We start from the raw sequence: 25,914 nt of genomic DNA, 5'->3' as shown, positions 1-25,914 counted from the left end.
GATCGAGGGCCGCCGCCGCGCCTGGAAAGATGGAAGCGGGAGGCCCGATGAGCGATCACGCGACGCTCGCGCCGCTGGAGCGGCACGGCGGTTCGGTGCACGAAGAGATCGTGGCGCGACTACGCGCCTTGATCCTGGCCGGTGTGTTGAAGCCCGGTGACCGGTTGGCCACCGAGCGCGAGCTGGCCGAGCAGCTGGTGGTTTCCCGGTCAGCCGTGCGCGAGGCGCTCCTCCGACTGCAGACGGCCGGTCTGGTCGAACGGCGACAGGGGAGTGGCACGCGCGTGAGCGCTCGCGTTCCGATCTCCGCCGCCCTGGCCTCGTGGCGTGACGATGATGACTCGGCGACGATCGCCGCGGCATCCGAGTTCCGAACCGTCGTCGAGCCGCAGATCGCCCGTCTGGCCGCGACGCGCATCGACGCCGCCGAGCTCGACGCGCTCGCCGCGGTGGTGGCTGAGTCGAGCACCGTCCGTGAGGGCGAGCGGTCGGTGCAGCTCGACATCGCCTTCCATGCGGCCGTTGCGGCGGCCACGCGCAATCCGCTCCTCGCGTCACTGAGCGAGCTGACGGTGTCGTGGACCCTCGAGGCCCGACTGTTCTCGCACGTCGCCGTCGACGGTCGTCGCCTCTCGCACGAGGGACACGCCCGTATCCTGCGTGCCCTGCGGGCGGCGAATCCGGATGCCGCAGAGGCGGCCATGCGCGTGCATCTCGACGAGATCGCCGGCCTGGCGCAGCGCGTTCGCGACTGACGGTTCTCGAGGGGCGCCACCCTCGTCGGGGAAACTCGAACCGCTGTCGGAGGGGAGGTCTAGCGTAGGACGCGATCGAAGGAGCCCCATGATCCCCACCGACGCGACCGCGACCGAGCGCTACCGGGCCGCGCGCGACGAACTCCTCGCCGCGCGCACCGATCCCGACCGGGCCGCACGGGTCACCTGGCCGCGGTTCGAGGGGCCGTTCAACTGGGCAATCGACTGGTTCGATCCGATGGCGCGCGGCAACGACGGGACCGCGCTGATCGTCGTCGACGACGACGGCACCCACCACCAGCGCACCTTCGACGAGCTCGCACGTCGCTCCGACCAAGTCGCCGTGTGGCTGGCATCCCGGGGTGTGCGCCGCGGCGAGACCGTGCTGCTCATGCTCGCCAACCAGGTGGAGCTGTGGGAGGCGATGCTCGCGATCATGAAGCTGGGCGGCGTGATCGCCCCGACCACTACCGCGCTCGGTACCACCGACCTCGGTGACCGCATCGAACGGGCGGCGATCCGGCATGTCATCGTCGGCGCCGGGGATGCCGACAAGTTCGACGACCTGCCGGAGGGACTCGGCCGGATCGTCGTGGGGGGAGAGCACCCGGGCTGGGCGACTTACGACGACGCCTTCGAGGTGGATGCCGAGCCCGCCCGGCATCCGGGAACCACCGCCGACGACCGCCTCCTCCTGTATTTCACCTCGGGCACCACGTCGAAGCCCAAGCTCGTGGAGCACACGCACGCGTCGTACCCGGTGGGCCACCTCAGCACGATGTACTGGCTGGGGCTTCAGCCCGGCGACGTGCACCTCGCCATCAGCTCGCCCGGGTGGGCGAAGCACGCGTGGAGTCTGTTCTTCGCGCCGTGGATCGCGGGGGCGACCGTGCTCGCGCTGAACTACTCGCGGTTCTCGGCGGAGCGGTTGCTGGCGGAGCTCGAGGCGGATCGGGTGACGACGTTCTGTGCGCCCCCGACGGTGTGGCGCATGCTGATCCAGGCCGATCTGACCGGGCGGCGCGGAGCCCTTCGCGAGGTCGTCTCGGCGGGGGAGCCTCTGAACCCCGAGGTGATCGCCTCGGTGCAGCGTGCGTGGGGCCTCGACATCCGCGACGGGTACGGTCAGACCGAGATGACGGCGGTCGTGGCGAACACTCCCGGGGCTTCGCTCGTTCCGGGCTCGATGGGTCGACCCCTCCCGGGCTGTCCGGTGGTGCTCGTCGACCCCGTCACCGGGGAGTTCGCCGACGAAGGTGAGATCTGCCTCGACCTCACCGATCGCCCGCTCAACCTCATGACCGGCTACGTCGGCGACGCCGCTCGCAACGCCGAGGCGTTCGCCGACGGGCTCTTCCACACCGGCGACGTCGCCCGTCGTGATGAGACCGGGAGCATCACCTACATCGGCCGCACCGACGACGTCTTCAAGGCGTCCGACTACAAGATCAGCCCCTTCGAGCTCGAGAGCGTGCTCATCGAGCACCCCGCGGTGGTCGAGGCGGCGGTCGTTCCCGCGCCCGACGACCTGCGTCTGGCCGTGCCCAAGGCCTACATCGTGCTGGCCGGTGGACGGGAGGCGGGCGATGAGATCGCGCTCGACATCCTGCGGTTCGCGCGCGAGCGCCTCGCGCCGTACCAGCGGGTTCGTCGCGTGGAGTTCTTCGAGCTTCCCAAGACGATCTCGGGCAAGATCCGCCGCGTCGAACTGCGCCAGCGCGAAGAGGCCGTCGCGCGCGGCGAGGTCACGTGCGTGGAGTGGACGGATGCCGCGCTGCGCGGCGAGGGCGGAGCGGCGCACCATGGGTGACGTGCTGGATCCCGGCCCGTTCTTCCACGGAACGCGGGCCGACCTGCGCGTGGGCGACTTGCTGACTGCGGGGTTCCGCTCGAACTACCGGCCCGAGGTGGTGATGAACCACGTGTACTTCACGGCACTCCTCGACGGGGCGGGACTCGCGGCCGAGATCATCTCCGGCGACGGACCGCCGCGCGTCTACGAGGTCGAACCCCTCGGAGCGTTCGAGAACGACCCGAACGTGACCGACAAGAAGTTCCCCGGCAATCCCACGCGCTCGTTCCGCAGCGCGGAGCCTCTGCGCATCGTCGCGGAGCGCGATGACTGGACGAGACTGACCCCGGAGGCGCTCGCCGCATGGCGGGAGCGTCTCACGACGTTGCGCAACGACAACGCCGAGATCATCAACTGACGCCCGGTCAGACCGGCTCGGTCGTGCGGATCAGTCCGCAGTTCACGCACGACCACGCCACGAGGAAACGCTCGTCGTCGAGGATCTCGAAGCGCAGCGGGTCACCGCACGTCGGGCAGGCGAGCGGGTCGACCGGTCGGCTCATCGCGCGAACGTGACGTGGACGACGCCGCTCTCCGCCACTTCGGACGTGACGGTGAAGCGCTCGTCGAGGCCGCGAAGGTCGTCCCACAGTCGGCCTCCGCGACCGAGGACGACGGGCCTGATGGCGACGTGGAGCCGGTCGACGAGGTCGACTTCCAGTGCGGAACGGACGGTGGACAGCCCGCCGCCCACCCGGACGTCGGCGCCGCCCGCGAGGTCGCGCGCTCGGGCGACGGCGTCCTCGATGCTCTCGGACGAGAACTCGAAGCGCGTGCCGTTGGAGAAGGCGATCGGCTCGCGCTCGCGATGGGTGAGCACGATGACAGGAACTTGGAACGGCGGCTCGTCGCCCCACCAGCCGCGCCAGTCAGGGTCGTCGGGGAAGGAGTGCAGGCCGAACATCGCGGCGCCCATGACCTCGGCGCCGACGTTCTCGAAGTACTCCGCCGCGTACCGGTCGTCGACGCCGGTGGTGCCGGCGCCGGAGGTGTCGCCGAAGACGCGCTCGCGGAACGTCTTCGTCGCCATGTAATCCGCGACGAGACGACCCCAATCCTCGCCCATCGGGTTCTCGGGTGTGGGGTCGGCGGGCATGGCGACCCCGTCGAGCGAGATGTTCAGATCGACGCGGACAGCCATGGCATCCTCCCGCCGTCGCTCAGCGGTAGTTGGTGAACTGCAGGTCGACGTCGAGTTCGGCGGCCTTGAGCAGGCGCTGCACCTCTTGCAGGTCGTCGCGCGACTTGGACTGCACGCGCAGTTCGTCACCCTGGATCTGCGACTTCACGCCCTTGGGGCCGTCGTCGCGGATGATCTTGTTGACCTTCTTCGCGATCTCCTGCGAGATGCCCTCTTTCAGCGTGGAGGTGATGCGGTATTCCTTGCCGCTGGCGACGGGCTCACCGGTCTCGAGGCTCTTGAGCGAGATGCCGCGCTTGATGAGCTTGGTCTGGAAGACGTCGAGGACGGCGTTCGCGCGCTCCTCGGAGTTCGCCTTGATGACGATGGACTCGCCGCTCCAGGCGATCGAGGCGTCGGTGCCCTTGAAGTCGTAGCGCTGCTCGACCTCTTTGTGCGCCTGGTTGAGGGCGTTGTCGGCTTCCTGCCGGTCGATCTTGGACACGATGTCGAACGAAGAATCAGCCATGGCGCAATTCTATTCGCGCGCCCTGCGCGCGCAGGCCCTGGACAGAGCATGGCCCGGGTGGGTACCGGCGCTCGTAGAATCGGATGCCATGCGAGCACTCACCGAAGACGAGGTCAGGGACTCGTTCGTCAACGCCACCCCCGACGAGCTGCGTGTCCTCACCCTCCCGCACGACTTCCTGCTGGCGGACTGGGACCACCTCGATTTCCTCGCATGGCGTGATCCGCGTACTCGCGGTCGTGGGTACGTGATCACCGAGCACGAGGGTCAGCCCGCCGGTGTCGTGGTGCGTGCAGCCGACGGTCAGTCCCGCGCGCGTTCGGCGATGTGCAACCTGTGCCACACGATGCAGCCCGGCGACCAGGTGTCACTGTTCACCGCCCGCAAGGCCGGGGAGGCCGGCGAGCACGGCGACACCGTCGGCACCTACATCTGCGCCGACCTGTCATGCCACGAGACGGTGCGCCTGGCCGCCCCTCTCGCGCCGAGCGAGATTCGCGCGAGTGTGGACCGCAAGATCGACGGGACGAAGCGCCGCGCCGAGGAGTTCGTCGCGCGGGTCTTGGACACTGCCGAAGTCTCTCGCTGACGGTTCGTCGCCGTGGTTTGAGGCACCGCTTCCGGGATAGTAGAGTGGTCTATCGCGCCTCTGGTCGACTGCGAAAGCCGGGCGGGTGCGCATCTGGCGAGTTACCCAAGCGGCCAAAGGGATCTGACTGTAAATCAGACTGCATTGCATTCGGGGGTTCGAATCCCTCACTCGCCACCACCTCGAAAAGCTCCGGTTGACCGCAGATCTGCTGCGATCGACCGGAGCTTCGTCGTTGGGCGGTGACGTTGCATGCGCCGTGCGTGGAATGGGGGGCGCGCCCCGAGGTATCCTTTCGGGTGCCGCCGCGTGGGCGGCGAAGGGTCGTCACCGCAGCCGACAGATTGCGCGACGACACGGCTGTTCTGAACTGGGGGGTTCCGTTGCCGTATCTCATCCTCGCGGGCGTGCTCGTGTTCGTGATCGTGCTAGCTATTCAGTACTGGTACATCGTCCTGCCGATCGCGCTGCTCGTCTGGGCGATCGCAGTCGCGCCGCGCGTCATCCGGCATATCCGCAAGAACCGCTACTTCTCCAGCGACGAGTTTCTCGCGCGCAAGGATGCGATCGCTGCGGTGGTCGCAGAGCACAACGCGATCGCTGGGTACACCGCCGAGATGCGCGCTCGGGGATCGTTCGACATCGGGGCGTCATCGACTGGCTCGCATGCGCACCTCGCCACGTACGAAAACACGAGTCGGCACGGCTACCGGCGTGATCGGAACGTGGCTGAGTTCGGAGCGTCCAACGTGCACAACTGCTCGCTGCAGGTCGTCCGCAACGCGGCCACCGACCCCCTGAAATACGTCATGAAGTACTTCGAAATCAAGCCCACGGAGGAGACGCTCGCCGACGTCGAGCGTCTCGGCGACGGCATCGCGCGGCTCGAGAATGCGGTCGCGAACCTGCAGCATCGCGAGAACCAGATCGTCGGGTCGTTCAACCCGCCGCCGTTCATCCTGCGCTACTACGAAGACGAGTTCATGAGCCACGTCGGCGTGAAGCTGCCTGAGGTACGCATCCCATACCCGGAGTACCGGTTCGAGTACGTCAGCGCGGGCGGGAACAGCTCTCAGCGCACATCGCTGAGCTTCAACACGCCCACGATCGACGCCCTGATAGAGGCGCTGTCGCAGAAGATCAAGTTCAGCAAGAGCGCTGCGGGGCAGCGCGCACTGATGACGGCGAAGCTCCGCGAGTTCATCAAGCGCCGCGATGGCTACGCGTGCAAGTCGTGCTCGGTCTCGGTCGCCGCGGAACCGAACCTGCTGCTCGAAGTTGATCACATCGTGCCGGTATCACGAGGAGGCCTTTCAGAGGTGACCAACCTGCAAACCCTCTGCTGGCGCTGTAATCGCACAAAGTCGAACAAAGTCGTCGCCGTTAATCTCTAAGTGACAACGACAAATGGCGAATGGCGACTCATTCCGAGTTCCAGCAAGCGGCCCCACACATCGGGGGTTGGCGTCACCGCGGGGAGTAACGCCGCACGAGCATGGCATTACAGCTCGCGCCTTCACCCGTTACGACGAAGCTTTCCGAGCGTGCTTCGCGCCAGCCTTGGAATGGGCAACGCGGCTGTAGCTCGAGTCGCTCCCCATCGTGGTGGATGGAAGCACACTTGAGGGTGCGCCCGCGTTCGAGTACCTCGTATCGCTGCGCGCAACGTTAGTCGCGACCGTAGAGGAGCGGGCTGCGGTGTACTCCTCCAGCTCCTGGCTGTATCTCCTCAGGTTGCTCAATCCTGCTGCTGTGAGAGGAGTCGGCTCTTTCGGACCTGATGCGAACTTTCAGTCTCTGTTCCGTGTCGCCGAGAACCTAGTGGGTTGCGCCGATGGCCCCCCACTTCATGGGGTGTCGGAGCAGGGGGTCTCAACCGCGACGTCCATGCAGCTTGCGCGGCTGCTTGCGCTCGCGGCTATTGTCGATGATCTTGAGGGCGCGATCCGATCGTCGACAAAGGGGGCCTGCTTTCGTGTGTTTCGTCGACGGCGGCCGAAGCTCGTGCAGGATGATGAGTTGCGCGATGGCCTGGCCGAGTTCGATCTGAGAAATCGTTACGAAAACGTCGAGCATCCGCCTACCTCGCGCACGACACCCCGTACGATCTGCCGGGCAAACCGCCGGTTCTCTGCGCATTCCGGTTTCCAGGCGACGTCGCGGTCAATCCGACGTGGAGCGGTCCTTTCCTCGGCGCGGTGACGGCCGACGAGCCCGCGCAGTTGACGGTCCGCGTTTTCACAACCGGGGACCCGACTCACGCCATCCTCGGTGCTGGAGCGCCTGGAGCTTTTGACGATCCTGACACCCCTGCCGCGATCGTCGTGTTTGGGCACGCAATGCTTCCCGCGTTGTGGAGCAGGGCAACACGGCAGGGCAGTCGATCACTGGCTTTGGAACCTTTCATCTGACTGACCAAGAGCTTCGGGCTGACGTCGAGAGCGCACTGATGAAGCCCAACGTTGAGGCCTCCGCCACCTTGATCGTGGCGTCGGTGTCGAGCCGTGCGGCGATGAGGTCGGCGAGCGCGGGGTCACGCTCAGCACGTTGACCTCATCGCCCAGGTTCACGAGTTCGACGGCGTTGAGCTCGATGGTGGCGTCGCGCGCTTCCATCGTCGCCTCCCATGCGCCGGCGCCGCCGCTGATCGGCTGCGGGTGGGTGACCGCTCTCGCGCCGCTGAGATTCAAGACGATCACGCCTGAGTTCGGATCCGTCTCGTCGTCCTGTTCAAGCAGGGAGTTTCCGGCGCAACGCCTGGCCGCCGATAGTCGACCTGACGGGACGAGGGGCCAGACCGGTGGCGACGCGCTCACTGGCGCCAATATGCTCACGAGGTGGTTCAGATAATTCTTGCTACTGGCGAACTGGCTGCCGCCGATAGTCCCAGACCTCTCGAGTTGTGGACCCTGATCGTGGCGGCTTTTGCTGCCCTCGCGGCCGTTGTGGCGGCTATCATCACTGCAGTCGCCGCTGTCAGACGCGATCGTTCTAGCTGGATTCGGCAAGAACAAACCGCCGCGTGCGAAATGTTCAGCGCCGCCATGCATGCAGCGATGGACGGGATCAGCGCCGGCGCAGTCGATCGGGCGCTCCATACTCCGGGTTTTGTCGGTCTCGAGGAATCTTTCGAAGGGTTTTCGCCGCTGCTCGGCTCGGTCAATGAATCGCTGAGAAAGTTGCTCGTGGTCGGGGAAGAGCATTCGCTTGCGGCGGCAGTCGACTTCATGGACGGGCTAGCCGGCCTTGGGGCACTGGCATACCCGCGTTCCGGGGCAGCCCATGAAGCCGCACTCAGCCAGCGCGCTGCCACTATTCACACCCTCGCTCGTCTCGCGTTGCGCGCGGATTTCGCGTTCCGAGCTGATCTGCGAGTTATGTCCCCGGGAGAGCGGCGTCGGTTCTTTGCGGAATTTGAGAAGCATGAGGGTGCACCCAGCCTGGCTCCAAGAGACCCCGGGACCGCGCGCGCCACGCTTATAGATTGGCGCGTGCGAACGTGGGACTTCGAGGACTCCGAAGCCCGGGGCGGATGGCTGCGGGCAGACAGTCCGTGGTCAATGCTGCGAGTGAACAACACTAACCTGTACCGCCCGTTGGGGGCCGTGCTCATCATTCGACCGAATATGCCCTGGCGCGCCGCGATCAGCAGCAACCTAACCCCTCATCAGATTGCCGAGATCGAAGCTGACATGTCTCTCCTCGTAAGATACGGGGGCCGAGGAGGGAAAACGCTCTATGCCGGCGGAAACGGTGGCTGGGTAGATGGTGAGATTGAGGCCGAGCAAATTTGGTTTTGGCAGTTAGAGGGATTGCCCGCCGCCTAATCCACGCGCCTCTACTTCTTTGTCGCGCGGCGGCGCGCGCCTTAGCGCGCATACTGAGCAAGAAACTGCCAAAGTGGTACGGTCAACTTCTCGAGTCTTTTACCTTCGATTGATTCTACTCAGGCGCAGTGCGTTGCTCAGCCGGCCGCCTGCAACGCTTTCGCTCAGCCCGCCGCCAGCAGCGCCCGCGATTTCGTCTCGAGGAACGCCACGAGCGCACCCAGCACGTTAACCTCGTTGCCCAGGTTCACCAGTTCGACGGCGTTGAGCTCGATGGTGGCATCGCGCGCTTCCATCGTCGCTTTCCATGCGCCGTCACCGCCGGTGATCGGCTGCAGGTAGGTGACGGTCTTCGCGCCGCTCAGGTCGACGACGATCAAACCCGCGTCGGGGTCGGACTCGTCCTCCTGATCGAGCAGGCGGATCTCACTGCCGGTCGGGTAGCCGAGCGTGCGGAACTGCGCGAGCCAGTCGTCGAGCAGGTCTTTATTCAGCAGGCGTCGTACCGGCACGCTTCTCCCCGATCCATGCGCGTGAATATCACGCGTCCCCACATTATGGCGGGTGGGGAGGGATCGGAGCTGGGGAACCGGTCTCAGGCGGCGCGGACCGCGCGTCCCGTGCCCCGTGCGGCGTGAACCGGGCTGTGGGACGCCTGCTCGGCGGTCTCCCACGTGCGGACGTCGACGACGAGACCCGATGCGGCATTGGCCTGATCGGCCAATGCTCGCAGGTACTCGCCGACGAGCTGCTCCGGCTCGGGGGAGTCGAAGACGAAACGCAGGGGGATCGCCGGCTGGAGCCAGATGGTCGATCGGCCGGTTTCTCCGTCCGCACCCGTCCAGGTGAGGGTGAAGGACTCCCCGCGACGCAGCTTGGTGGATGCGATGACTTTCAGATAGCCCATCAGGCGATCCGGGAAGGAGATGGGGGCAGTGTCGGAACCGTAGAACAGCGTGGCCATGGTGATCTCCTTCAGTCGTGAGTCGGGGTCGGCTAAAAAGTAAACTAGCACGTATTTCACGAAGTTAATTATTTTCGTGAAATATTCGATTCGTTCACTATGGTGGGGGAAGTGGTCGGCCGGACCACGTCGAGGAGGTGGATGCCATGTCGCTCCCCTCTGCGCTGATGACAGCCCTCGACGACTACGTGGCCGCACGTCACGACGCCATCGTGAAAGCTCGCAGGAACCTGGGCGTCAGCGAGCTCGAGGCCTCGGCGTTGTCGAACATCGCCGACCAACCCGGCATACGGCCGTCGGATCTTCGGGGACGTCTCGGCGTCACCGCGGCCGGCGTGACGACCCTCGTCGATCGCCTGATCGGGCGTGGTCTCCTGCGTCGCGAACTCGACGCGGACGACCGGCGCGTGAACCACATCTACCTCGAGGTCGATCTGGACTCCGAGCCGTGGGTGGCGCTGCGGCGCTTCCCCCGCGAGGTCGAGTCGGCCATGCACTCCGAACCCGCCGAGGTCGCCCGCGACGCCGCCGAGATGCTCGCGCGCGTCACGGAACGGGTGCGCGCGCGGCTCTGACGCCATCACGGGAGGTGCGAACCCTTCCCGCGTCGAGTTCGATCAGCTGGTCGGCGTCGCCGATGAGGCGGTCGTCGTGGCTGACGCAGACGACGGTGGCTCCCCGACCGCGTTCGTGAGCGATGGCCGCACGGTTGCGCTCCGCGCTCTTTGCGTCGAGTCCGGTCGTCGGTTCGTCGAGGAGAAGGATGTCGGCCCGCCGAGCCAGCCCCTGCGCGAGGAGTGCGCGCTGGCGCTGACCCCCCGAGAGGGAGGCGAACGGCACCGCGGCCAGGTGTGCGATGTCCAGGCGCTCCATCGCTGTCTGGATCGCCGCGCGGTCCGCTGAGCCGAGGCGGCGCCACGGTCCGACGCGCCCCCACGCCCCCACGGACACCAGATCGCGCACGGTCAGCGGGAGGTGTTCCGACACGGCCGCGCGTTGCGGCACGAACGCTCGGGAGTGTGCGCGAGCGTTCACTGTTCCGGCGGATGGTTCCCGTGCGCCGGCGAGCACTTCGAGCAACGTCGATTTGCCCGCGCCGTTCGGGCCGACGATGACGGTGAGCGCTCCGATACGGATGTCGACGTCGACGCCGTCGAGGGCGACGTCGCCGGCGAAGTCGACTCGGAGGGCGCGCGCGATGACAGCGGAGGGAGGCATGGCATCCATCATACGAGTTTGAGAATCGTTCTCATTCTCGATACGGTCGGGCAACGTGTCCTGGCTTTCCGATCCCTTCTCGCTCGAGTTCGTGCAGCGCGCGTTGCTCGGCGGCGTCCTCGTGTCGATCCTGTGCGCGATCGCCGGTACCTGGGTGATCGTGCGCGGCATGGCGTTCCTCGGCGAAGCCCTCGCGCACGGCATGCTCCCCGGTGTCGCCCTCGCAACCGTGATGGGCTTCCCCGTCCTGCTCGGGGCCGCCGTCAGCGCCGTCGTCATGAGCCTGGGCATCGGAGCGCTCCAACGCCGGGCGAAGCTCTCGTACGACTCGAGCATCGGCCTGCTGTTCGTCGGCATGCTCGCTCTCGGCGTGATCGTCATCTCGCACGCCGGCAGCTTCGCCACGGATGCCACCGCCATCCTCTTCGGCGACATCCTCGCGATCGGCGCGGGAGACATCGTCGTCCTCGCCGTCGCCGTGATCGTCGGGCTCGCCGCCGCGATGCTGACGCACCGATCGCTCGTCGCCCTGGCCGTCGACGAGCGGGTCGCCCGCGTACTGGGTCTCAGCCCGCGCGTCGCGCAGACGGTGCTGGTGGGGCTCGTCACCCTGGCCGTCGTCGCCTCCTATCAGGCGGTCGGCTCGCTCCTCGTCGTCGGTCTGCTCGTCGCACCGGCGGTCGCCGCTCGTCGGTGGACCCACCGCATTCCCACGACCATGGCGCTCGCCGCCGCCATCGGCTCGGCCGCGGTCGCGGTCGGACTCCTCATCTCCTGGCACGCGGCGACCGCGGCGGGGGCCACGATCGCCGCCACCGCCATCGGCGCGGCCGGCGTCTCGTGGGCACTCGCAGCGTGCCGTGACGCCGTGCGCCGCCGCGTGGCATCCCCTGTTCTCGTTCCCGTCTGACCCGGAAAGTCCTCATGCCCCATCCCCCCACCTCCCGATGCCTCGCCCCGATGAGCGCGCTGCTTCTCCTCGCCCTCGCCGGGTGCGCGTCCCCGGCGTCGACCCCGCCTGCCGAGACCCCGTCCGCCGACACCCACGGCGAGATCGCCGGGGCCGCGGAGCTCGCCGAGCCCGCCGTGGGCCTCACCTCCATCGACGGCGAGGGACGGGTGTCGCACCTCGACCTGCTCGACGAAACCACCACCGACCTCGGCGCGGTGCGCGTGCCGCTGTCGCTGCACTCTGACGGGCGCTACCTGTTCGCGGCTGACGAATCCGGCGTCTCGATCGTCGACAGCGGCGTGTGGACCTGGGACCACGTCGACCACTTCCACTACTACCGCGCCGCGGCTCGGATTCTCGGCGAGGTGGAGGGCGAGGGGACCGCCGTCGTGGCGACGTCGAACTCCTCGACCACCGGCGGCACGGGGCTGTTCTTCCCGGGCTCGGGTGAAGCCGTGCTGCTCGACACCGAGGCGTTGTCCAGGGGTGAGGTCGTCGAGACCTTCCGCCTGTCGGTGGCGCCGGGCGCCGGGCTCGTCACGCCCGCGGGTTCGTTCGCCGCCGTCGCGGCGGGCGGTGAGATGACGCTGCACACGGCCGACGGCTCCGCGATCGGTGAAGCCGAGACATGCGCCGATCCCGCCGGGACGGTCACCACCCGCGTCGGTGCGGTGATCGGATGCCAGGACGGAGCCCTCCTCGTGACCGTGGAGAACGAGCAGCCCGTCGTCGAGCGCGTGCCGTATCCGTCTGGCACGGTTGCGCCCCGCGCCACCGCGTTCGCCAACCGCGAGGGTCGCCCGACCGTCGCCGCCGTGGCCGAGGGCGTCGGGGTGTGGCTCCTCGACACCCGCGAGCGCTCATGGACTCTGCTGCCGACACCCGAGCCGGTCGTGCAGGCCACCGCGGTGGACGACAAGGACGCGAACGTTCTCGCTCTCACCGCCGACGGCCGGGTGCTGGTCCTCGACGGCGAGACGGGGGCGCAGCGCGCGGCGACGACGCCGCTCGTGGGGGCGAGCCTCGCAGCGGGCCAGCCGGTCACGCTCATCGCCGACCAGCAGCGCGCGTACCTCAACGGTCCCGCCGAGGGCCGGATGTGGGAGATCGACTTCGCCGACGACGCCCGCATCGCCCGCGAGTTCGCGCCCGAGCGCACGCCGCTCTTCGTCGCCGAGACGGGACGTTGACGTGCGGAAAGCCCTCGCCCTCGTCCTCACCACCGCGGTGCTCGCCCTCGCCGGGTGCGCCGGGACCGCGGCATCCGATCGCCCGCTCGTCGTCGTGACGACGAACATCCTCGGCGACGTCGTGTCGAACCTCGTCGGCGACGACGTCGAGGTGCTGACACTCATGCGCCCCGGTGCCGACCCTCACTCGTTCGAGATCTCCGCGGCCGAGGCAGCCCGTATGCGCTCGGCCGACCTCCTCGTGGCCAACGGGATCGGGCTCGAGGAGGGGCTTCAGCAGCACCTCGATGCCGCGGCATCCGAGGGGGTGCGCACCTTCGTGGCCGGCGACGCCGTCACCGTGCTGCCGTACACCTCGACCGACGCCGGGGGAGCCGACGACCCCCACTTCTGGACGGATCCCGCGCAGATGGACGCCGTCGTCGACGCCCTCACGCCGGTCCTGGAGCAGATCGACGGGGTCGACGCCGACGCGATCGCCCGGAACGCCTCCGCGTATCGCGCGGAACTCGGCGACCTGGATGCCGAGATGACCACCGCCTTCGCGGCCATCCCCGCCGAGCGGCGTGCCCTGGTGACCAACCACCACGTGTTCGGCTACCTCGCCGACCGTTTCGGGTTCCGGCTGGTGGGGGCCGTCATCCCCGGCGGAACGACCCTCGCCGCTCCCAGCACGAGCGACCTCGCCGACCTCGTGTCGGCGATCGACGAGGCGGGGGTCCCCACGATCTTCGCGGAGTCGTCGTCACCCGACCGCCTCGTGCGGGCACTGGCGAACGAGGCCGATCGCCAGGTGACGGTGACCGAGTTGTTCACCGAATCGCTGACCGACGCCGGCGGTGGCGCCCCCGACTACCTGACCATGATGCGCGTCAACACCGAGCGCATCTCCTCCGGCCTCGTTCCCTGAGCCACCACAGCCCCTGACGCGCCCTGGAGCGCGTCGACCCCCGGCTCCCGTGCACGCGGGAGCCCGCCACCACAGAAAGAGAAATCACATGCGCAGTTCTTCCTTCCGACGCGCGGGCCTGCTCGCGCTGGCGGTCGGCGCCACCGTCGGCCTCTCGGCGTGCGCCGGCGGTGCCGGCACCGGTTCGGCCGCTCCCACCTCCGGAGCCCCGGAGGACATGGATACCCGCGTCGCCCTGTCGTACCCCGGCGGCATCGTCGTGCTCGACGGCGAGAGCCTCGAGACGCTGGGGGACTTCCCCTCCGAGGAGTTCACCCGCCTCAACTCCGCCGGCGACGGTCGCCACGTCATGGTCACCACGAGCGCGGGCTTCCAGGTGCTGGATGCCGGCACCTCGGCCACCGAGCCCGAGCTCACCGACCTCGTGTTCCCGGCGTCCAAGCCCGGTCACGTCGTCGCGCACGGCGGCACCACCGTGCTGTACGCCGACGGCACGAGCGACTCCACCGTCTTCGACACCGATGCCCTGTTGGCATCCACCGACGCCCTCCCGACCTTCGAGACCATCCCGGGTGTCGAGGCGCACCACGGGGTGTCGATCGTGCTCGAGGACGGGTCGTTCGTCACGACCGTCGGCAACGCCGACGGTCGCACGGGCATCGTCGTGAAGGACCCCTCGGGCGCCACCGTGGCCGAGAACGCAACCTGCCCCGGCGTGCACGGCGAGGGTACGGCGAAGGACGAGGTCGTCGTCTTCGGGTGCGACAACGGCGCCCTGATCTACGACGACGGACAGATCACCAAGGTGGATGCCCCCGATCAGCCGTACGGCCGGTCGGGCAACATGTTCACCAGTGCGACCAGCCCGCTGGTGCTCGGCGACTACAAGGACGACCGCGACGCGGAGGGCTACCTGCTCCACCGGGTGTCGGTGGTGGACACGGCCGACAAGACGCAGACCATCGTCGACATGCCCGAGGGCGCCGAGTACACCTTCCGCGATCTGGCGCGCGGCCCCGAAGACCTCGGGTACATCCTCGCCTCGGACGGCGCCATCCACGTGTTCGACCTCGAGAAGGGCGCGTTCACCGGGGCGTTCCCCGTCATCGGCGCGTGGGAGGGCCCGACCGAGTGGCAGGATGCCCACCCCGCGATCAAGGTATCGGGGAACATCGCGTACGTCACCGAGCCGGCGAAGAACGCCGTCCACGCGGTCGACCTCACCACGGGCGAGGTGGTGAAGAGCGTCACGCTCGACGTCACGCCGAACGAAATGGCGCTGACCGAGTAAGGCCCGCGCGATCTACCGACCGCCCCGGTCGTACGCCACCTGCAGTGCTCGTCGCACCGCGCGTACGCCGGGGCGGTCGGCCGTTCCGCGGCGGACGGCGGTGAACACCTCGCGTCGAGGCCCGCCCGGCAGGTCGACCAGACGCACCGGCGGGGTGTCGCCGGCGAAGACGAGGTCGGGGATCATCCCCACCGCGTGACCGGATGCTACGAGCCGCACATGCGCGGTCAGGTCGGCCATCTCGAAGCGCACGTCGGGCTCGAAGCCGGCGGCGCGACACTGCTGCGTCGCCCACTGCCGCGCGGCGGTGCCGACGGGCTCCATGACCCAGGCGCGCCCGCGGAGGTCTTCCAGCCCCTGCGCCGGATGGTCTCGGGAGACGGCGAGGCGGATGGCATCGCGCCCCAGCAGGCTCCGCTCGATGCCGTCGCGGAGCTCGCGCGTGTGACCGGGGTACTGCTCGGCGACCGCGAGATCGAAGCCGCGCGCGGCGACCTCGAACAGCCCTTCTTCGGGGGCGAGTTCCGCGACCTCGATGCGCAGCTGCGGTTCCCTCTCGGTCAGGACGTCGAGGGCGCGGGGCAGCAGCCCGTGGGCCGCGGACTGCATGACGACGACGCGCACGGGAGCGAGCGACGGGCGGAGGCGCTCGAGTTCGGCCCTCGCCGCTTCGTCAGCGGCCAGCATGCGCGCGGCGTGGGCGGCGAGGGCCGCGCCCTGAGCGGTGAGACGCAGACGGCGCCCGTCGGGCTCGAGGAGGCGGACGCCCGCTTCGCGTTCCAGCAGCGAGAGCTGTTGCGAGATGGTCGATGGGCTGTACGAGAGGGCTTCGGCGACGGCCGCCAGGGTGCCGCGGAGCGACAGCTCGTGGAGTAACCGGAGCCGGCGGAGATCGAACATTGCATCCCTTCGTTTTTGTCGAACATAACCCGTCACCAATCATCGCTTTTCCTGACGGGATGCGGGCCGCATGCTGAGGGCATCCGAGGAAGGACCGCCATGTCGCTCACCGACGCATCCCCCGCCACCGAGCTGATTTCGCCCGCCGAGCTGATTTCGCCCGCCGAGCTGATTTCGCCCGCCGAGCTGGTCTCGTCGGCTGAGCTGGCGGACGAGGCGATTGCCCTCGTGCGCCGCTGGCTCGCCGAGAGCCGTCAGGAACCGGTCGACGCCGCCGCCCAGCGGCTGGCCGGGGTGCTGCGCGATCCTCGTGGCCTCGACTTCACGGTCGGCTTCGTCGACGGCGTCGTGCGCCCCGAAGACGTCCGGGTCGCCGCGCGCAACCTCGCCGCGCTCACCCCGCTCGTCCCGAGCTTCCTTCCGCTGCACTTGAAGGCCGCGATCCGCCTCGGCGCCCTCGCCGCGCCGATCCTCCCGCGGGTCGTCGTGCCCTCCGCCCGCGCGGCCCTCCGCTCGATGGTGCGCCACCTCATCGTCGACGCCAGCGACCGCAAGCTCGGCGACGCCATCACCTCGATCCGCGGCCGGGGCGACGGCATCCGACTCAACGTCAATCTGCTGGGTGAGGCGATCCTCGGCAAGAAGGAGGCGGCCCGCCGGCTCGCGGGAACACGCAAGCTCCTCGCCCGTGACGACGTCGACTACGTCTCGATCAAGGTGTCCTCCACCGTTGCCCCGCACACGCCGTGGGCGTTCGATGCCGCCGTGTCCGACGCGGTCGAAGCGCTACGTCCGCTGTACCGCGTGGCGAAGGAGACTGGCACGTTCCTCAACCTCGACATGGAGGAGTTCAAAGACCTTGATCTCACCCTCGCGGTATTCGAGACGCTGCTGTCGGAGCCGGAGTTCCGCGAGGTGGAGGCCGGGATCGTGCTTCAGGCCTATCTGCCCGACGCCCTGGCCGCGATGATCCGCCTCCAGGAATGGACCGCGCGGCGCGTGGCCGCCGGGGGAGCGACGATCAAGGTGCGCGTGGTGAAGGGCGCGAACCTGCCGATGGAGCGGGTGGATGCCGACGTGCACGACTGGCCCCTCGCGACCTGGCCGTCGAAGCAGGCGACCGACGCCTCCTACAAGGCGGTGCTCGATTACGCGCTCCGTCCCGCGCACACGCGGCACGTGCGCATCGGTGTGGCCGGCCACAACCTCTTCGATGTCGCCCTCGCCTGGTTGCTCGCCGAGCGGCGGGGAGTGACGGGCGGCATCGACGTCGAGATGCTGTTGGGCATGGCGACGGCGCAGCAGGCGGTCGTGCGTCGCACCGTCGGGTCGATCCTCCTTTACACCCCGGTCGTGCACCCGCAGGAGTTCGACGTCGCGATCGCCTACCTGATCCGCCGCCTGGAGGAGGGTGCGTCGAGCGAGAACTTCATGTCGGCGGTGTTCGACCTCGACACCCACGTCGCGCTGTTCGACCGCGAGCGCGACCGCTTCCTGGCATCCCTCGCCGACATGCCGTCGGGGGTGCCGACGTCGAACCGTGTGCAGGACCGCAGCGCGCCGGCTCCGGCCGCGCCGAGCCGGGGATTCCGCAACGCCCCGGACTCCGACCCGGCGATCGCCGCGAACCGCGGCTGGGCGCGCGCGATCACGGCCCGGATGGAGGGGTCGGACCTCGGTCGCGACACCATCGCCTCCCACACCGTGACCGACGAGGTGACGTTGAGCGCGCTGATCCAGGATGCCGCGACCTCCGCCGCCGCCTGGCGTGAGCTCGGGGCGGCAGGGCGTGCCGAGATCCTCCATCGCGCGGGCGACGCCCTCGAGAGGCGTCGTGCCGACCTGCTCGAAGTCATGGGCGCCGAGTGCGGAAAGGTCATCGAGCAGAGCGACCCCGAGGTGTCGGAGGCGATCGACTTCGCCCACTATTACGCCGAGCAGGGCCGCGGCCTCGAGGACGTGGACGGCGCGCGCTTCACCCCGGTCGGTGTGACGGTGGTCACCCCGCCGTGGAACTTCCCCGTCGCGATCCCCGCGGGCTCCACGCTCGCCGCGCTCGCCGCCGGCTCCGCCGTGGTCATCAAGCCGGCGGCCCTCGCGGAGCGCTCGGGCGCCGTGATGGTAGAGGCGCTGTGGGAGGCGGGAGTGCCCCGAGAGGTGCTGCGACTCGTGCAGGTGTCCGAGAACGATCTGGGACGGCAGCTGCTCACGCACCCGGCCGTCGAGCGGGTCGTGCTGACCGGTGCCTACGAGACGGCCGAGCTGTTCCGCTCCTTCCGTCCCGATCTGCCGCTGCTGGCCGAGACGAGCGGCAAGAACGCCGTGATCGTCACGCCCAGCGCCGACCTCGACCTCGCCGCGAAGGACGTGGCCATGTCGGCCTTCGGCCATGCCGGTCAGAAGTGCTCCGCGGCCTCGCTCGTCGTGCTCGTCGGCTCCGTCGCCCGCTCGCGCCGCTTCCGTGACCAGCTCGTCGACGCGGTGACCTCGCTCGAGGTGGGGATGCCGTGGGACGAGGCCTCCCGCGTCGGCCCGCTCATCGAACCCGCTCAGGGCAAGCTGCTCGAGGCCCTGACGACACTGGAGCCCGGCCAGCGGTGGCTCGTGGAGCCCCGCCGCCTCGACGAGGACGGGAGGCTGTGGCGTCCCGGCATCCGCGAGGGCGTCCAGCCCGGGAGCGCCTTCCACCGCACCGAGTACTTCGGACCGGTGCTCGGCATCATGACCGCGGAGACCCTCGAGGAGGCGATCGACATCGTCAACGCCATCGAGTACGGCCTCACCTCGGGCCTGCACGCGCTCGACTCATCGGAGATCGACTCCTGGCTCGCGCGCATCGAGGCGGGAAACGTCTACGTCAACCGCGGCACGACCGGCGCGATCGTCCAGCGCCAGCCGTTCGGCGGGTGGAAGAAGTCCGCGGTGGGCGCGGGCACCAAGGCGGGCGGACCGCACTACCTGTTCGGATTCGGGTCGTGGACGGATGCCGAGACCACGGCGCCCCGCTCGGCCGACGCTCTCGCCGCGCCCGCGCTGGCGGCCGTACCCGCGGGGGACCGCGCGTGGGTGGCAGCGGCCCTGTCCAGCGATGCCGCCGCGTGGGCCGAGGAGTTCTCGCTCGCCCGCGATGTGACGGGGCTGGAGTCGGAGCAGAACGTGCTGCGCTACGGTGCGGTGCCGGTCACGGTGCGTGTCGAGGATGCGTCGGAGGCGGCGCTCGTGCGCGTCGCCGCCGCGGGCGTCCGTGCGGGATCTTCCGTGACGGTGAGCGCGGCTCGCGAGCTCTCGCCCGCCGTGCGCGCGTGGCTGCAGGGAGTCGGCGTGCGCGTCGCCGTCGAGGACGGTGCCGAGTGGGCTCGCCATGGCGCCCGCCTCGCTCGATCGGGCGGTCGCGTGCGCCTCCTCGGCGGATCGGTCGCCGCGCTCGCCGAGGCCACCGGGGGATCTCCCTCGGTCGCGGTGTACGCCGGCGAGGTCACCCGTGCCGGACTCGTTGAGTTGCTGCCGTTCCTGCGGGAGCAGGCGGTGTCGATCACGGCGCACCGCTTCGGCACGCCGCGACGGTACGAGGTGCCGCCCCTGGTGAGCGCGCGCTGAGCCCGCCCGACAGACGAGCGGGCTTCAGGCCGTGCCCCGGGTGGCGACGCGTTCTGCCGCGCTCAGGCCGCCGGGCGACGGGCGGGCTTCAGGCCGTGCCCCGGGTGGCGACGCGTTCTGCCGCGCTCAGGCCGCCGGGCGACGGGTGGTCGTCAGGCCGTGCCCCGGGCGGCGACGCGTTCTGCCGCGCTCCGCACGGACGCCGGAACCGGTGTGCCCGGCACCGTCTGCGGTGAGGTGACCGGCTCGCCCGCGCTCATCCGCAGGGGCAGGATGCCGGCCCACACCGACCGGTCCTCGCCGTCGTCGTCGACCTCGACCAGTGAGCCGGCGTTGTCCTTGACGCTGGCCTCGGCGAGCGGGATGCGAAGGACCATCGTCGCGGCGACCTCGCGCGGGGTCATCGGCCGCACGTCGTCGCTGCGCCCGGGCATGAGGTGCTCCGACAGGGTCAGCAGCGCCGTTTCCTTCTCTGCGGGAGGGACGACGGATGCCACGGCGTGCACGATCGCGCAGCGGTAGCGCATCGAGCTGTCGAACAGCGAGCGCGCGTACTTCAGGCCCAGCAGGTGCGTCACCGTCAGACACACCGGCGCTCCCGCGGCGATGCGACGGAAGAAGTCGCTGCCGGTCGATCCGTGCACCAGCACGTCGTCGCCGTCGCGGGCGATGCCCACCGGGAGGGCGACCGGGCGGTCGTCGCGCACGATGGCGAGGGTGCCCGCGAGGGCCCCGTCGACAACGTCGTACAGCGCGGAACGGTCGGTGATCTGGTGGTGGGCGCCCCGGCGGACGCGCGTGAGGGCGGTGAGCGGAAGATCGGTCATGGACCCAGTCCAGTAGCTGCACTGGTCCAGCGAGTAGTCCGCTTCGCCTCGCTGCGAGTGGACCAGTGCCAGAGTGTAGGCGTGATCTCCCTCGGCATCCTGGACCGCAGCTCGGCTGCGCCGCTGCACGAACAACTCGCGCACGGGCTCCGCGCCGCGGTGCTCGCGGGACGTATCGGAGGGGGAGAGGTGGTGCCGTCTACGCGTGCGCTCGCCGCTGATCTGGGAGTCGCGCGCGGGACCGTCGTCGCGGCGTACGAGATCCTCGCGGGCGAGGGGTACCTTCTCACCCGGCCGGGAGGGAGGACGGTGGTCGCCGAGGTCGCGCACCGTTCGCCGCTGCCGCCTCTGCCGCGCGGACCGGCTTCCGACCGAGCGCGCGTGAAGCGCTCCGTCGTCGACCTTCGGCCGGGCCGACCCGGCACAACGGGACTCGCTGACGCCGCGTGGCGATCGGCGTGGCGCCGCGCGACGGCGAACGATCCGGATGCCGACGTGTACGACCCCGCAGGCACGCCGGCCCTGCGCGCGGAGATCGCGCGGCACCTCGGTCGCGCGCGGGGCCTCGACGTGTCGGCCGCCGACGTCGTCGTCACCGCGGGGACCAGCGACGCGATGCTGCTGACCCTTCTCGCGCTGTCGCCTCGGAATGGTCGCGGGTCCCTGCGCGTCGCCATCGAGGATCCGGGGTATCCACGCGTCCGCATGATCCTGCGCCGCCTCGGGATCGAGGCGGTTCCCGTGCCCGTGCGCCCGGGGTCGGGCCTGGCCCTCGATGCCCTCGAAAAGCTGCATGGAGTCGACGCGGTCATCGTCACCCCGCATCACCACTACCCGCTCGGCAGTCGATTGGATGCCGAGGATCGCGCCCGTTTGCTGGCATGGGCTGCTCGCGAGGATGTGGTGGTCATCGAGGACGACTACGACAGCGAGTTCCCGCACGGCCGCGCGCCCCTCCCGCCGCTGCACCTCCTCGATCCCGCGCGGGTCGTGCTGATCGGGAGTCTGTCGAAGACCCTCACCCCTGCCGTGCGGTGCGGATGGATCGTGGCGACCGGCGACGTGGGGGCCGCGATTCGCGCAGCGCGTGACGACCTCGACCTGCCGGTCTCTCTCGTGCAGCAGCACGCGCTCGCGCTATACATCGCCGAGGGATCGCTCGCGCGTCACACCGCGCGGCGGCGCCGAGACTACCGCCACCGCCGACGGCTTCTGCTCGAGGCGTTCACGGGCGCGGCCGGCGTGGAGCTGACGGCCACCGACGGCGGCCTGCACGCGGTGGCCGTGCTCCCCGGCGTCGTGCCGTCCGGCGTCGCGCACCCCGGCGCCGGAGTCGACGGCGCCGGGACCGACGGCGAGCGGACGAGCGTGGAGCGTGCGATCGTCGCCGATCTGGACCAGCGCGGCGTTCGGGTGGCCCCGCTGGGGTCGTACGCCGTCGATGCGGACGCGACCTCGCTGCCGGTGGGAATTGCTTTCGGATACGCCGAGCCATCGACGGTCGCGCTGATGGAGGCCGTCCACGCGATTATCGACGTGCTCCGAAGGCACGCTGCCCGGGGTGCATCGCAGGATGAGGTCACTCATCGAGCCATCCCGTCTCGGTGAGCAGTGCGTGCGCGATGTCGGCGGGTGCGCGGCCGTCGGTGGCGATGCGGATGGCGATGTCGAGGGCGTCGAGTTCCGCGGCAGCGCGGCGGCTGCGGTCGATGTGCACCGCTGCCGCGGCTCCGAACTCGCGCCGCCGGAGCCGATCGCTGACGGTCTCGTCGTCGGCCGTGAGCAAGACGCCCCGGGCCTCGACCTCCCCACCGAGTGCCCGGCTGAGCCCGTCGATCTGCGCGACACTGACCGTGTTCGTGAAGAGCAGACGGTGGTATCCGGCGCGTCGATAGTTGCTCCACATCGCCGCAAGATTCTGTTCCGCCAGGTCGATACCCGCGCGCCACGGCTCGGGGTGCGCCTGATCGAGGTTGTCACCCTCGATGACCGCATGTCGCACGTCGCGTCCGGCCAGGATGCGCGACGCAGCCGCCGCGACGGTCGTCTTGCCCGATCCCGATCGGCCGCCGATGAAGATGACCCGGGTCGCCCTTGCACTGTCCATGTCCTCGATGCTCTCTCTCGTGTGCGGCTCCCGGTCGCACCCCACTCAGAACGGGGGCGGGTCCGGCACGATGTCGTCGCCGACACCGTCCGGAATGAACAGAACGCGTGGGGGAGGGGTCTCCATCACCTTCTGCCCGAGCGGACTCTCGAACCGCAGGTTGCCGTCGAGGTCTTGGGAGACGGTCCATTCGGTCTCCGTCTTCAGCGTGTGATGCCGAACACACAGGTGGGCGAGGTTGCTGAGGGTCGTCCCACCGCCGTGCTGCGCCTCGTGATTGTGGTCGATCTGGCATCGAGTGAGCGGTGCACGGCATCCGGGCGCACGGCAGTGTCGATCGCGTGCGGCGAGGTACCGCCGCTGAGCGGAGGTGGGGCTGTAGCGGTCGACGTCGAGCACAGTGCCGACGACGGGGTCGCACAACACGCGGTCCCAGCCCGGCGCGCGGGCTGCCAGCCGGCGTGCCGTCTGCGGGTCGATCGGGCTTCTCCCCGCGACTGCTGCGCCGACATCCGAGAGACCCAGAAGAGTGAGGACCGGCACGGTGATCTGCACCTGCGCGCGGATCGCTCCGAGGCCGCCAGGGCAGGAGGGGTCGTCCGTCGGGTCGACGGTGGGCGCAGCGGTGAGAAGGAGGTCGGCGCAGATATCGGCGCCGATCTGGTTCAACGTGCGGTCGTCTCGAACCGGGGCGGGCATGGCGATTCCGGGTTCATGGGCCGGTGATGCGGTGCCGGGGGTGGACGCCGGCAATCCTGCGTCGACGAGAGAGCTCGCCGAGGTGTCGGCGTGACGCGGATTCGTCTCCGCTTTCCGAGACTCGCGCGCCCCGGTATCGACCGCACGAGCGCCCGTTTGCTCGGGACGCCTACCGTCCGCGGAACCGGCACCCGCGGCCCGAATCGCCGCAGCCTGCTTCCTCAACCGATCGCGGATGCCGTACGCGACCGTCGCCGGCAGGATGACGCTGAGCTCGGCCATTCCGTCGGCGAGGTCACGGACGCTGACTCCCCGCGTCGCGGCCGCGCGAGCGTGTCGTTCCGTCATGCCAACGGGCTGAACGCTCTCGGCCAGTTCGCGTGCGAATGCCCGCGTTCGCCCCGGTGAGTCGCGTTCGGCGCGCGAGAGGACGACCTGCTCCCACCCCGCGCGGGTGTCGTCGTCGTCGATCACGGCGCCCGTGTCGAGGATCGCCTGCGCGTGACGCATGCCGATGCGTCCCGACTCGAGCGCGTCGACGGTTGCGCAGAATTTCTCGGTGAGGGTGTGTGCCTCGTTGAGCTCTCTCTGGACGGCCAGGTCGTGCGTGTGTGTGGCCGCGGCGATCTCGAGCGCTACAGGGCGCACTGGGAGTTCCCGCTCTTGCGAGGCCCGGGAACCCGAGCGGGCCACCTGATCGAGGGCGATCCCCATGACCGCAGCCCGATGCCGAATCAGACTCGCCTGTACCCGCGTCAGCGCGAGCGTGCTCACGCGGATCTGACTGACGAGATCGCGAAGGCGCTCGCGCTCGGCGTCGGAGACATTCTGAGCCTCGGCAGGAGAAGAATCGGCCATGACTCGAGTATAGAAACTATGTTCTAATTCGTGTCCGAAGTTCACCCCGCCCCCGCGCAGTTTCACCTGGTGAACGAAGGGCGCGTCGACCCGTCGAGAGCCCGGCCTACGGGGGCGCATCAAGCGGCCGCAGACTCACCCCTCCAGAATCTCCAGCGCCGCCATCGCAGCGTTCTGTCCGCCGATGCCGCTGACCGCCCCGCCGCGCTGCGCACTCGATCCGCACAGCAGTACGCGCGAGTGCGGGGTCGCCACGCCCCACCGCTCCGCCGGGGTCGACGCCGCGGACGACAGCCACGGCCACGACAGGGCCCCGTGGAAGATGTCGCCGCCGACCATGTTGAGCGACTTCTCCAGGTCGCTCGTCGTGCGCGCTTCGATGCACAGCCGTCCGTCCGGTGCTCGGTGAATGCAGTCCCGCAGGGGTTCGGCGAGCACTGAGTCGAGCGAGGCCTGTGCCGCGGCCAGCAGTCGAGCTCCGGCGGCGACGGGGTCGGTGTCCTCGATCAGCCGGTGCGGCACCTGCAGCCCGAACATCGTGAGCGTTTGCGCGCCCGACGCGCGCAGCTCCTCACCGAGGATGGAGGGATCGGTCAGCGAGTGGCAGTAGATCTCGACGGGGAGTGGCTCGGGGATGAGTCCTCCGGATGCCGCGACGTGCGCGGCATCCAGTTGGGTCATCGTCTCGTTGACATGGAAGGTGCCCGAGAAGGCGGCCTCCGGAGTGACGGACTCGTCGCGCAGCCGAGGCAGCCGCGACAGCAGCATGTTGACCTTCACCTGCGCGCCCTCCGCGACCTCGGCCCCGGTGGTCGTCGAGCCTCCAGCCGCCAGCATCCGGTCGAGCACCGCGCGCCCGACGCCGCTGAGGATCAGATCGCCGTGGAACACCTCGGAGCGGTCGGTCATGGTGTGCACGTCGCCGTCGGGCGAGAGCGAGATGACCTCGACCCCGGTGATGATGTGCGCGCCGGCCTCGCGCGCGGCCCGTTCCAGTTCCGCCGTCACCGCGCCCATGCCGCCGACGGGCACGTCCCAGTCGCCCGTCTCACCGCCGATCACGTGGTACAGAAAGCACTTGTTCTGCGCGAGCGAGGGGTCGTCGGATGAGGCGAAGGTGCCGATGAGTCCGTCGGTCAACGCGATCCCTCGCGCGAGGTCGCTGTCGAGGGAGCCGCGCAACAGGTCGCCGAGAGGGCGCGAGGTCAGAGCGTCCCACAGCTCGTCGTCGCCCACCCGCTCGCGCACGTCGTCGGCCGTGGGCAGCGGCTCGGTCATGGTGGGGAACACCGCGCGCCCGAGAGGAGCCAGGCGTTCGCCGAACGCGGCGAACCTCTCCGCTTCTCCGGTGTCGCCCAGGGTTCGGACGAAGGAGGCGGCCGTGGCATCCGAGTCGTGCGTGTCGACCAGGATTCCGCGCGACGGATCCGTCGGGTCGGGCGTGTACGAGGAGTACCGACGCCGGCGCAGCTCGATGCGCAGGCCGAGATCGTCGATGATCCTCCGGGGCAGAAGACTGACGAGATACGAGTACCGCGACAGACGCGCGTCGACCCCCGCCCAGGGGCGTTCCGATACGGCGGCGCCACCCACGGCATCCGATCTCTCGATCACCACGACCCGGCGCCCCGCGCGGGCGATATAGGCCGCGGCGACGAGGGCATTGTGCCCTCCTCCCACGATGACGACGTCGTACCGGCGAGAATCCGAAGCTGTCATGTCGACCACG

25 protein-coding genes and 1 tRNA gene are annotated in these 25,914 nt (G+C 69.2%); 14 read left to right on the top strand and 12 right to left on the bottom strand.

Translation table 11 applies throughout. The features are described from left to right. Nucleotides 1-47 precede the first annotated feature (47 nt). The 3 genes from MT347_RS08685 (at nucleotide 48) to arr (ending at nucleotide 2,965) form a co-directional block, all read left to right on the top strand. Nucleotides 48-755: a FadR/GntR family transcriptional regulator gene (locus MT347_RS08685; protein WP_243500141.1), complete on the top strand. Its 708-nt coding sequence runs from the start codon at nucleotides 48-50 to the stop codon at nucleotides 753-755. Nucleotides 756-843: 88 nt separating this feature from the next. Then, nucleotides 844-2,565 carry an AMP-binding protein gene (locus MT347_RS08680; protein ID WP_243500139.1) on the top strand — a complete coding sequence of 574 codons (1,722 nt, stop codon included), beginning with the start codon at nucleotides 844-846 and terminating at the stop codon, nucleotides 2,563-2,565. Next, a complete protein-coding gene (arr, locus tag MT347_RS08675) occupies nucleotides 2,558-2,965 on the top strand; it encodes an NAD(+)--rifampin ADP-ribosyltransferase (protein ID WP_243500137.1) in 408 nt (135 codons plus the stop codon). Before MT347_RS08680 ends, arr begins: the two co-directional genes overlap by 8 nt. A 7-nt stretch (nucleotides 2,966-2,972) precedes the next feature. Here arr and MT347_RS08670 read toward each other — a convergent pair whose 3' ends face one another. From MT347_RS08670 to MT347_RS08660, 3 genes are read right to left on the bottom strand one after another with little or no spacing between them, the layout of a single operon-like run. Then, entirely contained in the window at nucleotides 2,973-3,110 is a 138-nt protein-coding gene (locus MT347_RS08670; RefSeq protein ID WP_200936098.1) for a hypothetical protein, read from the bottom strand. Continuing rightward, the gene (locus MT347_RS08665; protein ID WP_243500134.1) at nucleotides 3,107-3,748 is read right to left on the bottom strand and encodes a dihydrofolate reductase family protein; all 642 of its coding nucleotides are present in this window, start codon (nucleotides 3,746-3,748) and stop codon (nucleotides 3,107-3,109) included. The genes MT347_RS08670 and MT347_RS08665 overlap by 4 nt, the downstream gene beginning before the upstream one ends. Before the next feature lie 19 nt (nucleotides 3,749-3,767). Continuing rightward, nucleotides 3,768-4,256 (bottom strand): YajQ family cyclic di-GMP-binding protein, encoded by a 489-nt coding sequence (locus MT347_RS08660; protein ID WP_243500132.1) that lies wholly within the window; start codon nucleotides 4,254-4,256, stop codon nucleotides 3,768-3,770. Between the two features lie 88 nt (nucleotides 4,257-4,344). On the opposite strand from MT347_RS08660, the gene MT347_RS08655 reads away from it, so the two are divergent. The 3 genes from MT347_RS08655 to MT347_RS08645 all read left to right on the top strand — a co-directional run bounded on the left by MT347_RS08655 (nucleotide 4,345) and on the right by MT347_RS08645 (nucleotide 6,239). Further along, nucleotides 4,345-4,845 carry an FBP domain-containing protein gene (locus MT347_RS08655; protein WP_243500484.1) on the top strand — a complete coding sequence of 167 codons (501 nt, stop codon included), beginning with the start codon at nucleotides 4,345-4,347 and terminating at the stop codon, nucleotides 4,843-4,845. Between the two features lie 95 nt (nucleotides 4,846-4,940). After that, nucleotides 4,941-5,025: transfer RNA gene (locus MT347_RS08650), tRNA-Tyr, on the top strand. A 227-nt stretch (nucleotides 5,026-5,252) separates the two neighbouring features. Beyond that, nucleotides 5,253-6,239: an HNH endonuclease gene (locus MT347_RS08645; RefSeq protein WP_243500130.1), complete on the top strand. Its 987-nt coding sequence runs from the start codon at nucleotides 5,253-5,255 to the stop codon at nucleotides 6,237-6,239. A 478-nt stretch (nucleotides 6,240-6,717) separates the two neighbouring features. On the opposite strand, the gene MT347_RS08640 is transcribed toward MT347_RS08645, so the two are convergent. Continuing rightward, nucleotides 6,718-6,921, bottom strand: a complete 204-nt coding sequence (locus MT347_RS08640; RefSeq protein WP_243500128.1) for a hypothetical protein — start codon at nucleotides 6,919-6,921, stop codon at nucleotides 6,718-6,720. 761 nt (nucleotides 6,922-7,682) lie between these two features. Between MT347_RS08640 and MT347_RS08635 the strand changes: the two genes are divergently transcribed. Beyond that, nucleotides 7,683-8,672 carry a hypothetical protein gene (locus MT347_RS08635; RefSeq protein ID WP_243500126.1) on the top strand — a complete coding sequence of 330 codons (990 nt, stop codon included), beginning with the start codon at nucleotides 7,683-7,685 and terminating at the stop codon, nucleotides 8,670-8,672. A 164-nt stretch (nucleotides 8,673-8,836) separates the two neighbouring features. Here MT347_RS08635 and MT347_RS08630 read toward each other — a convergent pair whose 3' ends face one another. Both MT347_RS08630 and MT347_RS08625 read right to left on the bottom strand, forming a co-directional pair. Beyond that, nucleotides 8,837-9,184, bottom strand: a complete 348-nt coding sequence (locus MT347_RS08630) for a hypothetical protein (protein ID WP_243500124.1) — start codon at nucleotides 9,182-9,184, stop codon at nucleotides 8,837-8,839. Nucleotides 9,185-9,267: 83 nt separating this feature from the next. Next, nucleotides 9,268-9,696, bottom strand: a complete 429-nt coding sequence (locus MT347_RS08625; protein ID WP_243500122.1) for a hypothetical protein — start codon at nucleotides 9,694-9,696, stop codon at nucleotides 9,268-9,270. A gap of 86 nt (nucleotides 9,697-9,782) precedes the next feature. Here MT347_RS08625 and MT347_RS08620 point away from each other — a divergent pair, with 86 nt between their 5' ends. Further along, complete coding sequence (locus MT347_RS08620; RefSeq protein ID WP_243500120.1) at nucleotides 9,783-10,211, top strand: MarR family winged helix-turn-helix transcriptional regulator; 429 nt, start codon at nucleotides 9,783-9,785, stop codon at nucleotides 10,209-10,211. Here the strand turns inward: MT347_RS08620 and aztA are convergent. After that, a complete protein-coding gene (gene aztA, locus MT347_RS08615; RefSeq protein WP_243500118.1) occupies nucleotides 10,183-10,854 on the bottom strand; it encodes a zinc ABC transporter ATP-binding protein AztA in 672 nt (223 codons plus the stop codon). The genes MT347_RS08620 and aztA overlap by 29 nt on opposite strands. 55 nt (nucleotides 10,855-10,909) lie before the next feature. Between aztA and aztB the strand changes: the two genes are divergently transcribed. The 4 genes from aztB to aztD all read left to right on the top strand — a co-directional run bounded on the left by aztB (nucleotide 10,910) and on the right by aztD (nucleotide 15,197). Then, nucleotides 10,910-11,764: a zinc ABC transporter permease AztB gene (aztB, locus tag MT347_RS08610; protein ID WP_243500116.1), complete on the top strand. Its 855-nt coding sequence runs from the start codon at nucleotides 10,910-10,912 to the stop codon at nucleotides 11,762-11,764. Nucleotides 11,765-11,814: 50 nt separating this feature from the next. Continuing rightward, complete coding sequence (locus MT347_RS08605; protein WP_243500114.1) at nucleotides 11,815-12,996, top strand: ABC transporter; 1,182 nt, start codon at nucleotides 11,815-11,817, stop codon at nucleotides 12,994-12,996. Nucleotide 12,997: 1 nt separating this feature from the next. Next, nucleotides 12,998-13,906 carry a zinc ABC transporter substrate-binding protein AztC gene (aztC, locus tag MT347_RS08600; protein ID WP_243500112.1) on the top strand — a complete coding sequence of 303 codons (909 nt, stop codon included), beginning with the start codon at nucleotides 12,998-13,000 and terminating at the stop codon, nucleotides 13,904-13,906. A gap of 88 nt (nucleotides 13,907-13,994) precedes the next feature. Further along, the gene (gene aztD / locus MT347_RS08595; RefSeq protein ID WP_243500110.1) at nucleotides 13,995-15,197 is read left to right on the top strand and encodes a zinc metallochaperone AztD; all 1,203 of its coding nucleotides are present in this window, start codon (nucleotides 13,995-13,997) and stop codon (nucleotides 15,195-15,197) included. Between the two features lie 12 nt (nucleotides 15,198-15,209). Here the strand turns inward: aztD and MT347_RS08590 are convergent, their stop codons facing one another. Beyond that, nucleotides 15,210-16,097, bottom strand: coding sequence for a LysR family transcriptional regulator (locus MT347_RS08590; protein WP_243500108.1), 888 nt, complete (start codon nucleotides 16,095-16,097; stop codon nucleotides 15,210-15,212). 99 nt (nucleotides 16,098-16,196) lie between these two features. Between MT347_RS08590 and MT347_RS08585 the strand changes: the two genes are divergently transcribed. Beyond that, on the top strand, nucleotides 16,197-19,694 hold the full coding sequence (locus tag MT347_RS08585) for a bifunctional proline dehydrogenase/L-glutamate gamma-semialdehyde dehydrogenase (RefSeq protein WP_243500106.1): 3,498 nt from the start codon (nucleotides 16,197-16,199) through the stop codon (nucleotides 19,692-19,694). A gap of 152 nt (nucleotides 19,695-19,846) precedes the next feature. Here the strand turns inward: MT347_RS08585 and MT347_RS08580 are convergent, their stop codons facing one another. Further along, nucleotides 19,847-20,521 (bottom strand): pyridoxamine 5'-phosphate oxidase family protein, encoded by a 675-nt coding sequence (locus tag MT347_RS08580; RefSeq protein ID WP_243500104.1) that lies wholly within the window; start codon nucleotides 20,519-20,521, stop codon nucleotides 19,847-19,849. A gap of 81 nt (nucleotides 20,522-20,602) precedes the next feature. Between MT347_RS08580 and MT347_RS08575 the strand changes: the two genes are divergently transcribed. Continuing rightward, nucleotides 20,603-22,129: a PLP-dependent aminotransferase family protein gene (locus MT347_RS08575; protein ID WP_243500102.1), complete on the top strand. Its 1,527-nt coding sequence runs from the start codon at nucleotides 20,603-20,605 to the stop codon at nucleotides 22,127-22,129. Here MT347_RS08575 and MT347_RS08570 read toward each other — a convergent pair. The 3 genes from MT347_RS08570 to MT347_RS08560 form a co-directional block, all read right to left on the bottom strand. After that, entirely contained in the window at nucleotides 22,101-22,628 is a 528-nt protein-coding gene (locus MT347_RS08570) for an AAA family ATPase (protein WP_243500099.1), read from the bottom strand. The two genes, MT347_RS08575 and MT347_RS08570, sit on opposite strands and share 29 nt — an antisense overlap. Nucleotides 22,629-22,673: 45 nt before the next feature. After that, nucleotides 22,674-24,185, bottom strand: a complete 1,512-nt coding sequence (locus MT347_RS08565) for an HNH endonuclease signature motif containing protein (protein ID WP_243500097.1) — start codon at nucleotides 24,183-24,185, stop codon at nucleotides 22,674-22,676. Between the two features lie 135 nt (nucleotides 24,186-24,320). Then, a complete protein-coding gene (locus MT347_RS08560) occupies nucleotides 24,321-25,904 on the bottom strand; it encodes an NAD(P)/FAD-dependent oxidoreductase (RefSeq protein ID WP_243500095.1) in 1,584 nt (527 codons plus the stop codon). Nucleotides 25,905-25,914 lie beyond the last annotated feature (10 nt).

Source organism: Microbacterium sp. VKM Ac-2923, from assembly GCF_022815605.1.
In the GTDB taxonomy this organism is placed as follows: domain Bacteria; phylum Actinomycetota; class Actinomycetes; order Actinomycetales; family Microbacteriaceae; genus Microbacterium.
This window is presented reverse-complemented; position numbering and strand designations above follow the sequence as displayed.

What these genes read in the sequence shown, in the direction of transcription:
- aztD (WP_243500110.1), top strand. Translation starts at nt 13,995, where the DNA reads ATGCGCAGTTCTTCCTTCCGACGCGCGGGCCTGCTCGCGCTGGCGGTC.
- MT347_RS08655 (WP_243500484.1), top strand. Translation starts at nt 4,345, where the DNA reads ATGCGAGCACTCACCGAAGACGAGGTCAGGGACTCGTTCGTCAACGCC.
- MT347_RS08570 (WP_243500099.1), bottom strand. Translation starts at nt 22,628, where the DNA reads ATGGACAGTGCAAGGGCGACCCGGGTCATCTTCATCGGCGGCCGATCG.
- MT347_RS08580 (WP_243500104.1), bottom strand. Translation starts at nt 20,521, where the DNA reads ATGACCGATCTTCCGCTCACCGCCCTCACGCGCGTCCGCCGGGGCGCC.
- MT347_RS08620 (WP_243500120.1), top strand. Translation starts at nt 9,783, where the DNA reads ATGTCGCTCCCCTCTGCGCTGATGACAGCCCTCGACGACTACGTGGCC.
- arr (WP_243500137.1), top strand. Translation starts at nt 2,558, where the DNA reads ATGGGTGACGTGCTGGATCCCGGCCCGTTCTTCCACGGAACGCGGGCC.
- MT347_RS08640 (WP_243500128.1), bottom strand. Translation starts at nt 6,921, where the DNA reads ATGCTCGACGTTTTCGTAACGATTTCTCAGATCGAACTCGGCCAGGCC.
- MT347_RS08660 (WP_243500132.1), bottom strand. Translation starts at nt 4,256, where the DNA reads ATGGCTGATTCTTCGTTCGACATCGTGTCCAAGATCGACCGGCAGGAA.
- aztA (WP_243500118.1), bottom strand. Translation starts at nt 10,854, where the DNA reads ATGCCTCCCTCCGCTGTCATCGCGCGCGCCCTCCGAGTCGACTTCGCC.
- MT347_RS08585 (WP_243500106.1), top strand. Translation starts at nt 16,197, where the DNA reads ATGTCGCTCACCGACGCATCCCCCGCCACCGAGCTGATTTCGCCCGCC.
- MT347_RS08680 (WP_243500139.1), top strand. Translation starts at nt 844, where the DNA reads ATGATCCCCACCGACGCGACCGCGACCGAGCGCTACCGGGCCGCGCGC.
- MT347_RS08605 (WP_243500114.1), top strand. Translation starts at nt 11,815, where the DNA reads ATGAGCGCGCTGCTTCTCCTCGCCCTCGCCGGGTGCGCGTCCCCGGCG.
- MT347_RS08665 (WP_243500134.1), bottom strand. Translation starts at nt 3,748, where the DNA reads ATGGCTGTCCGCGTCGATCTGAACATCTCGCTCGACGGGGTCGCCATG.
- MT347_RS08565 (WP_243500097.1), bottom strand. Translation starts at nt 24,185, where the DNA reads ATGGCCGATTCTTCTCCTGCCGAGGCTCAGAATGTCTCCGACGCCGAG.
- MT347_RS08670 (WP_200936098.1), bottom strand. Translation starts at nt 3,110, where the DNA reads ATGAGCCGACCGGTCGACCCGCTCGCCTGCCCGACGTGCGGTGACCCG.
- MT347_RS08560 (WP_243500095.1), bottom strand. Translation starts at nt 25,904, where the DNA reads ATGACAGCTTCGGATTCTCGCCGGTACGACGTCGTCATCGTGGGAGGA.
- MT347_RS08685 (WP_243500141.1), top strand. Translation starts at nt 48, where the DNA reads ATGAGCGATCACGCGACGCTCGCGCCGCTGGAGCGGCACGGCGGTTCG.
- MT347_RS08590 (WP_243500108.1), bottom strand. Translation starts at nt 16,097, where the DNA reads ATGTTCGATCTCCGCCGGCTCCGGTTACTCCACGAGCTGTCGCTCCGC.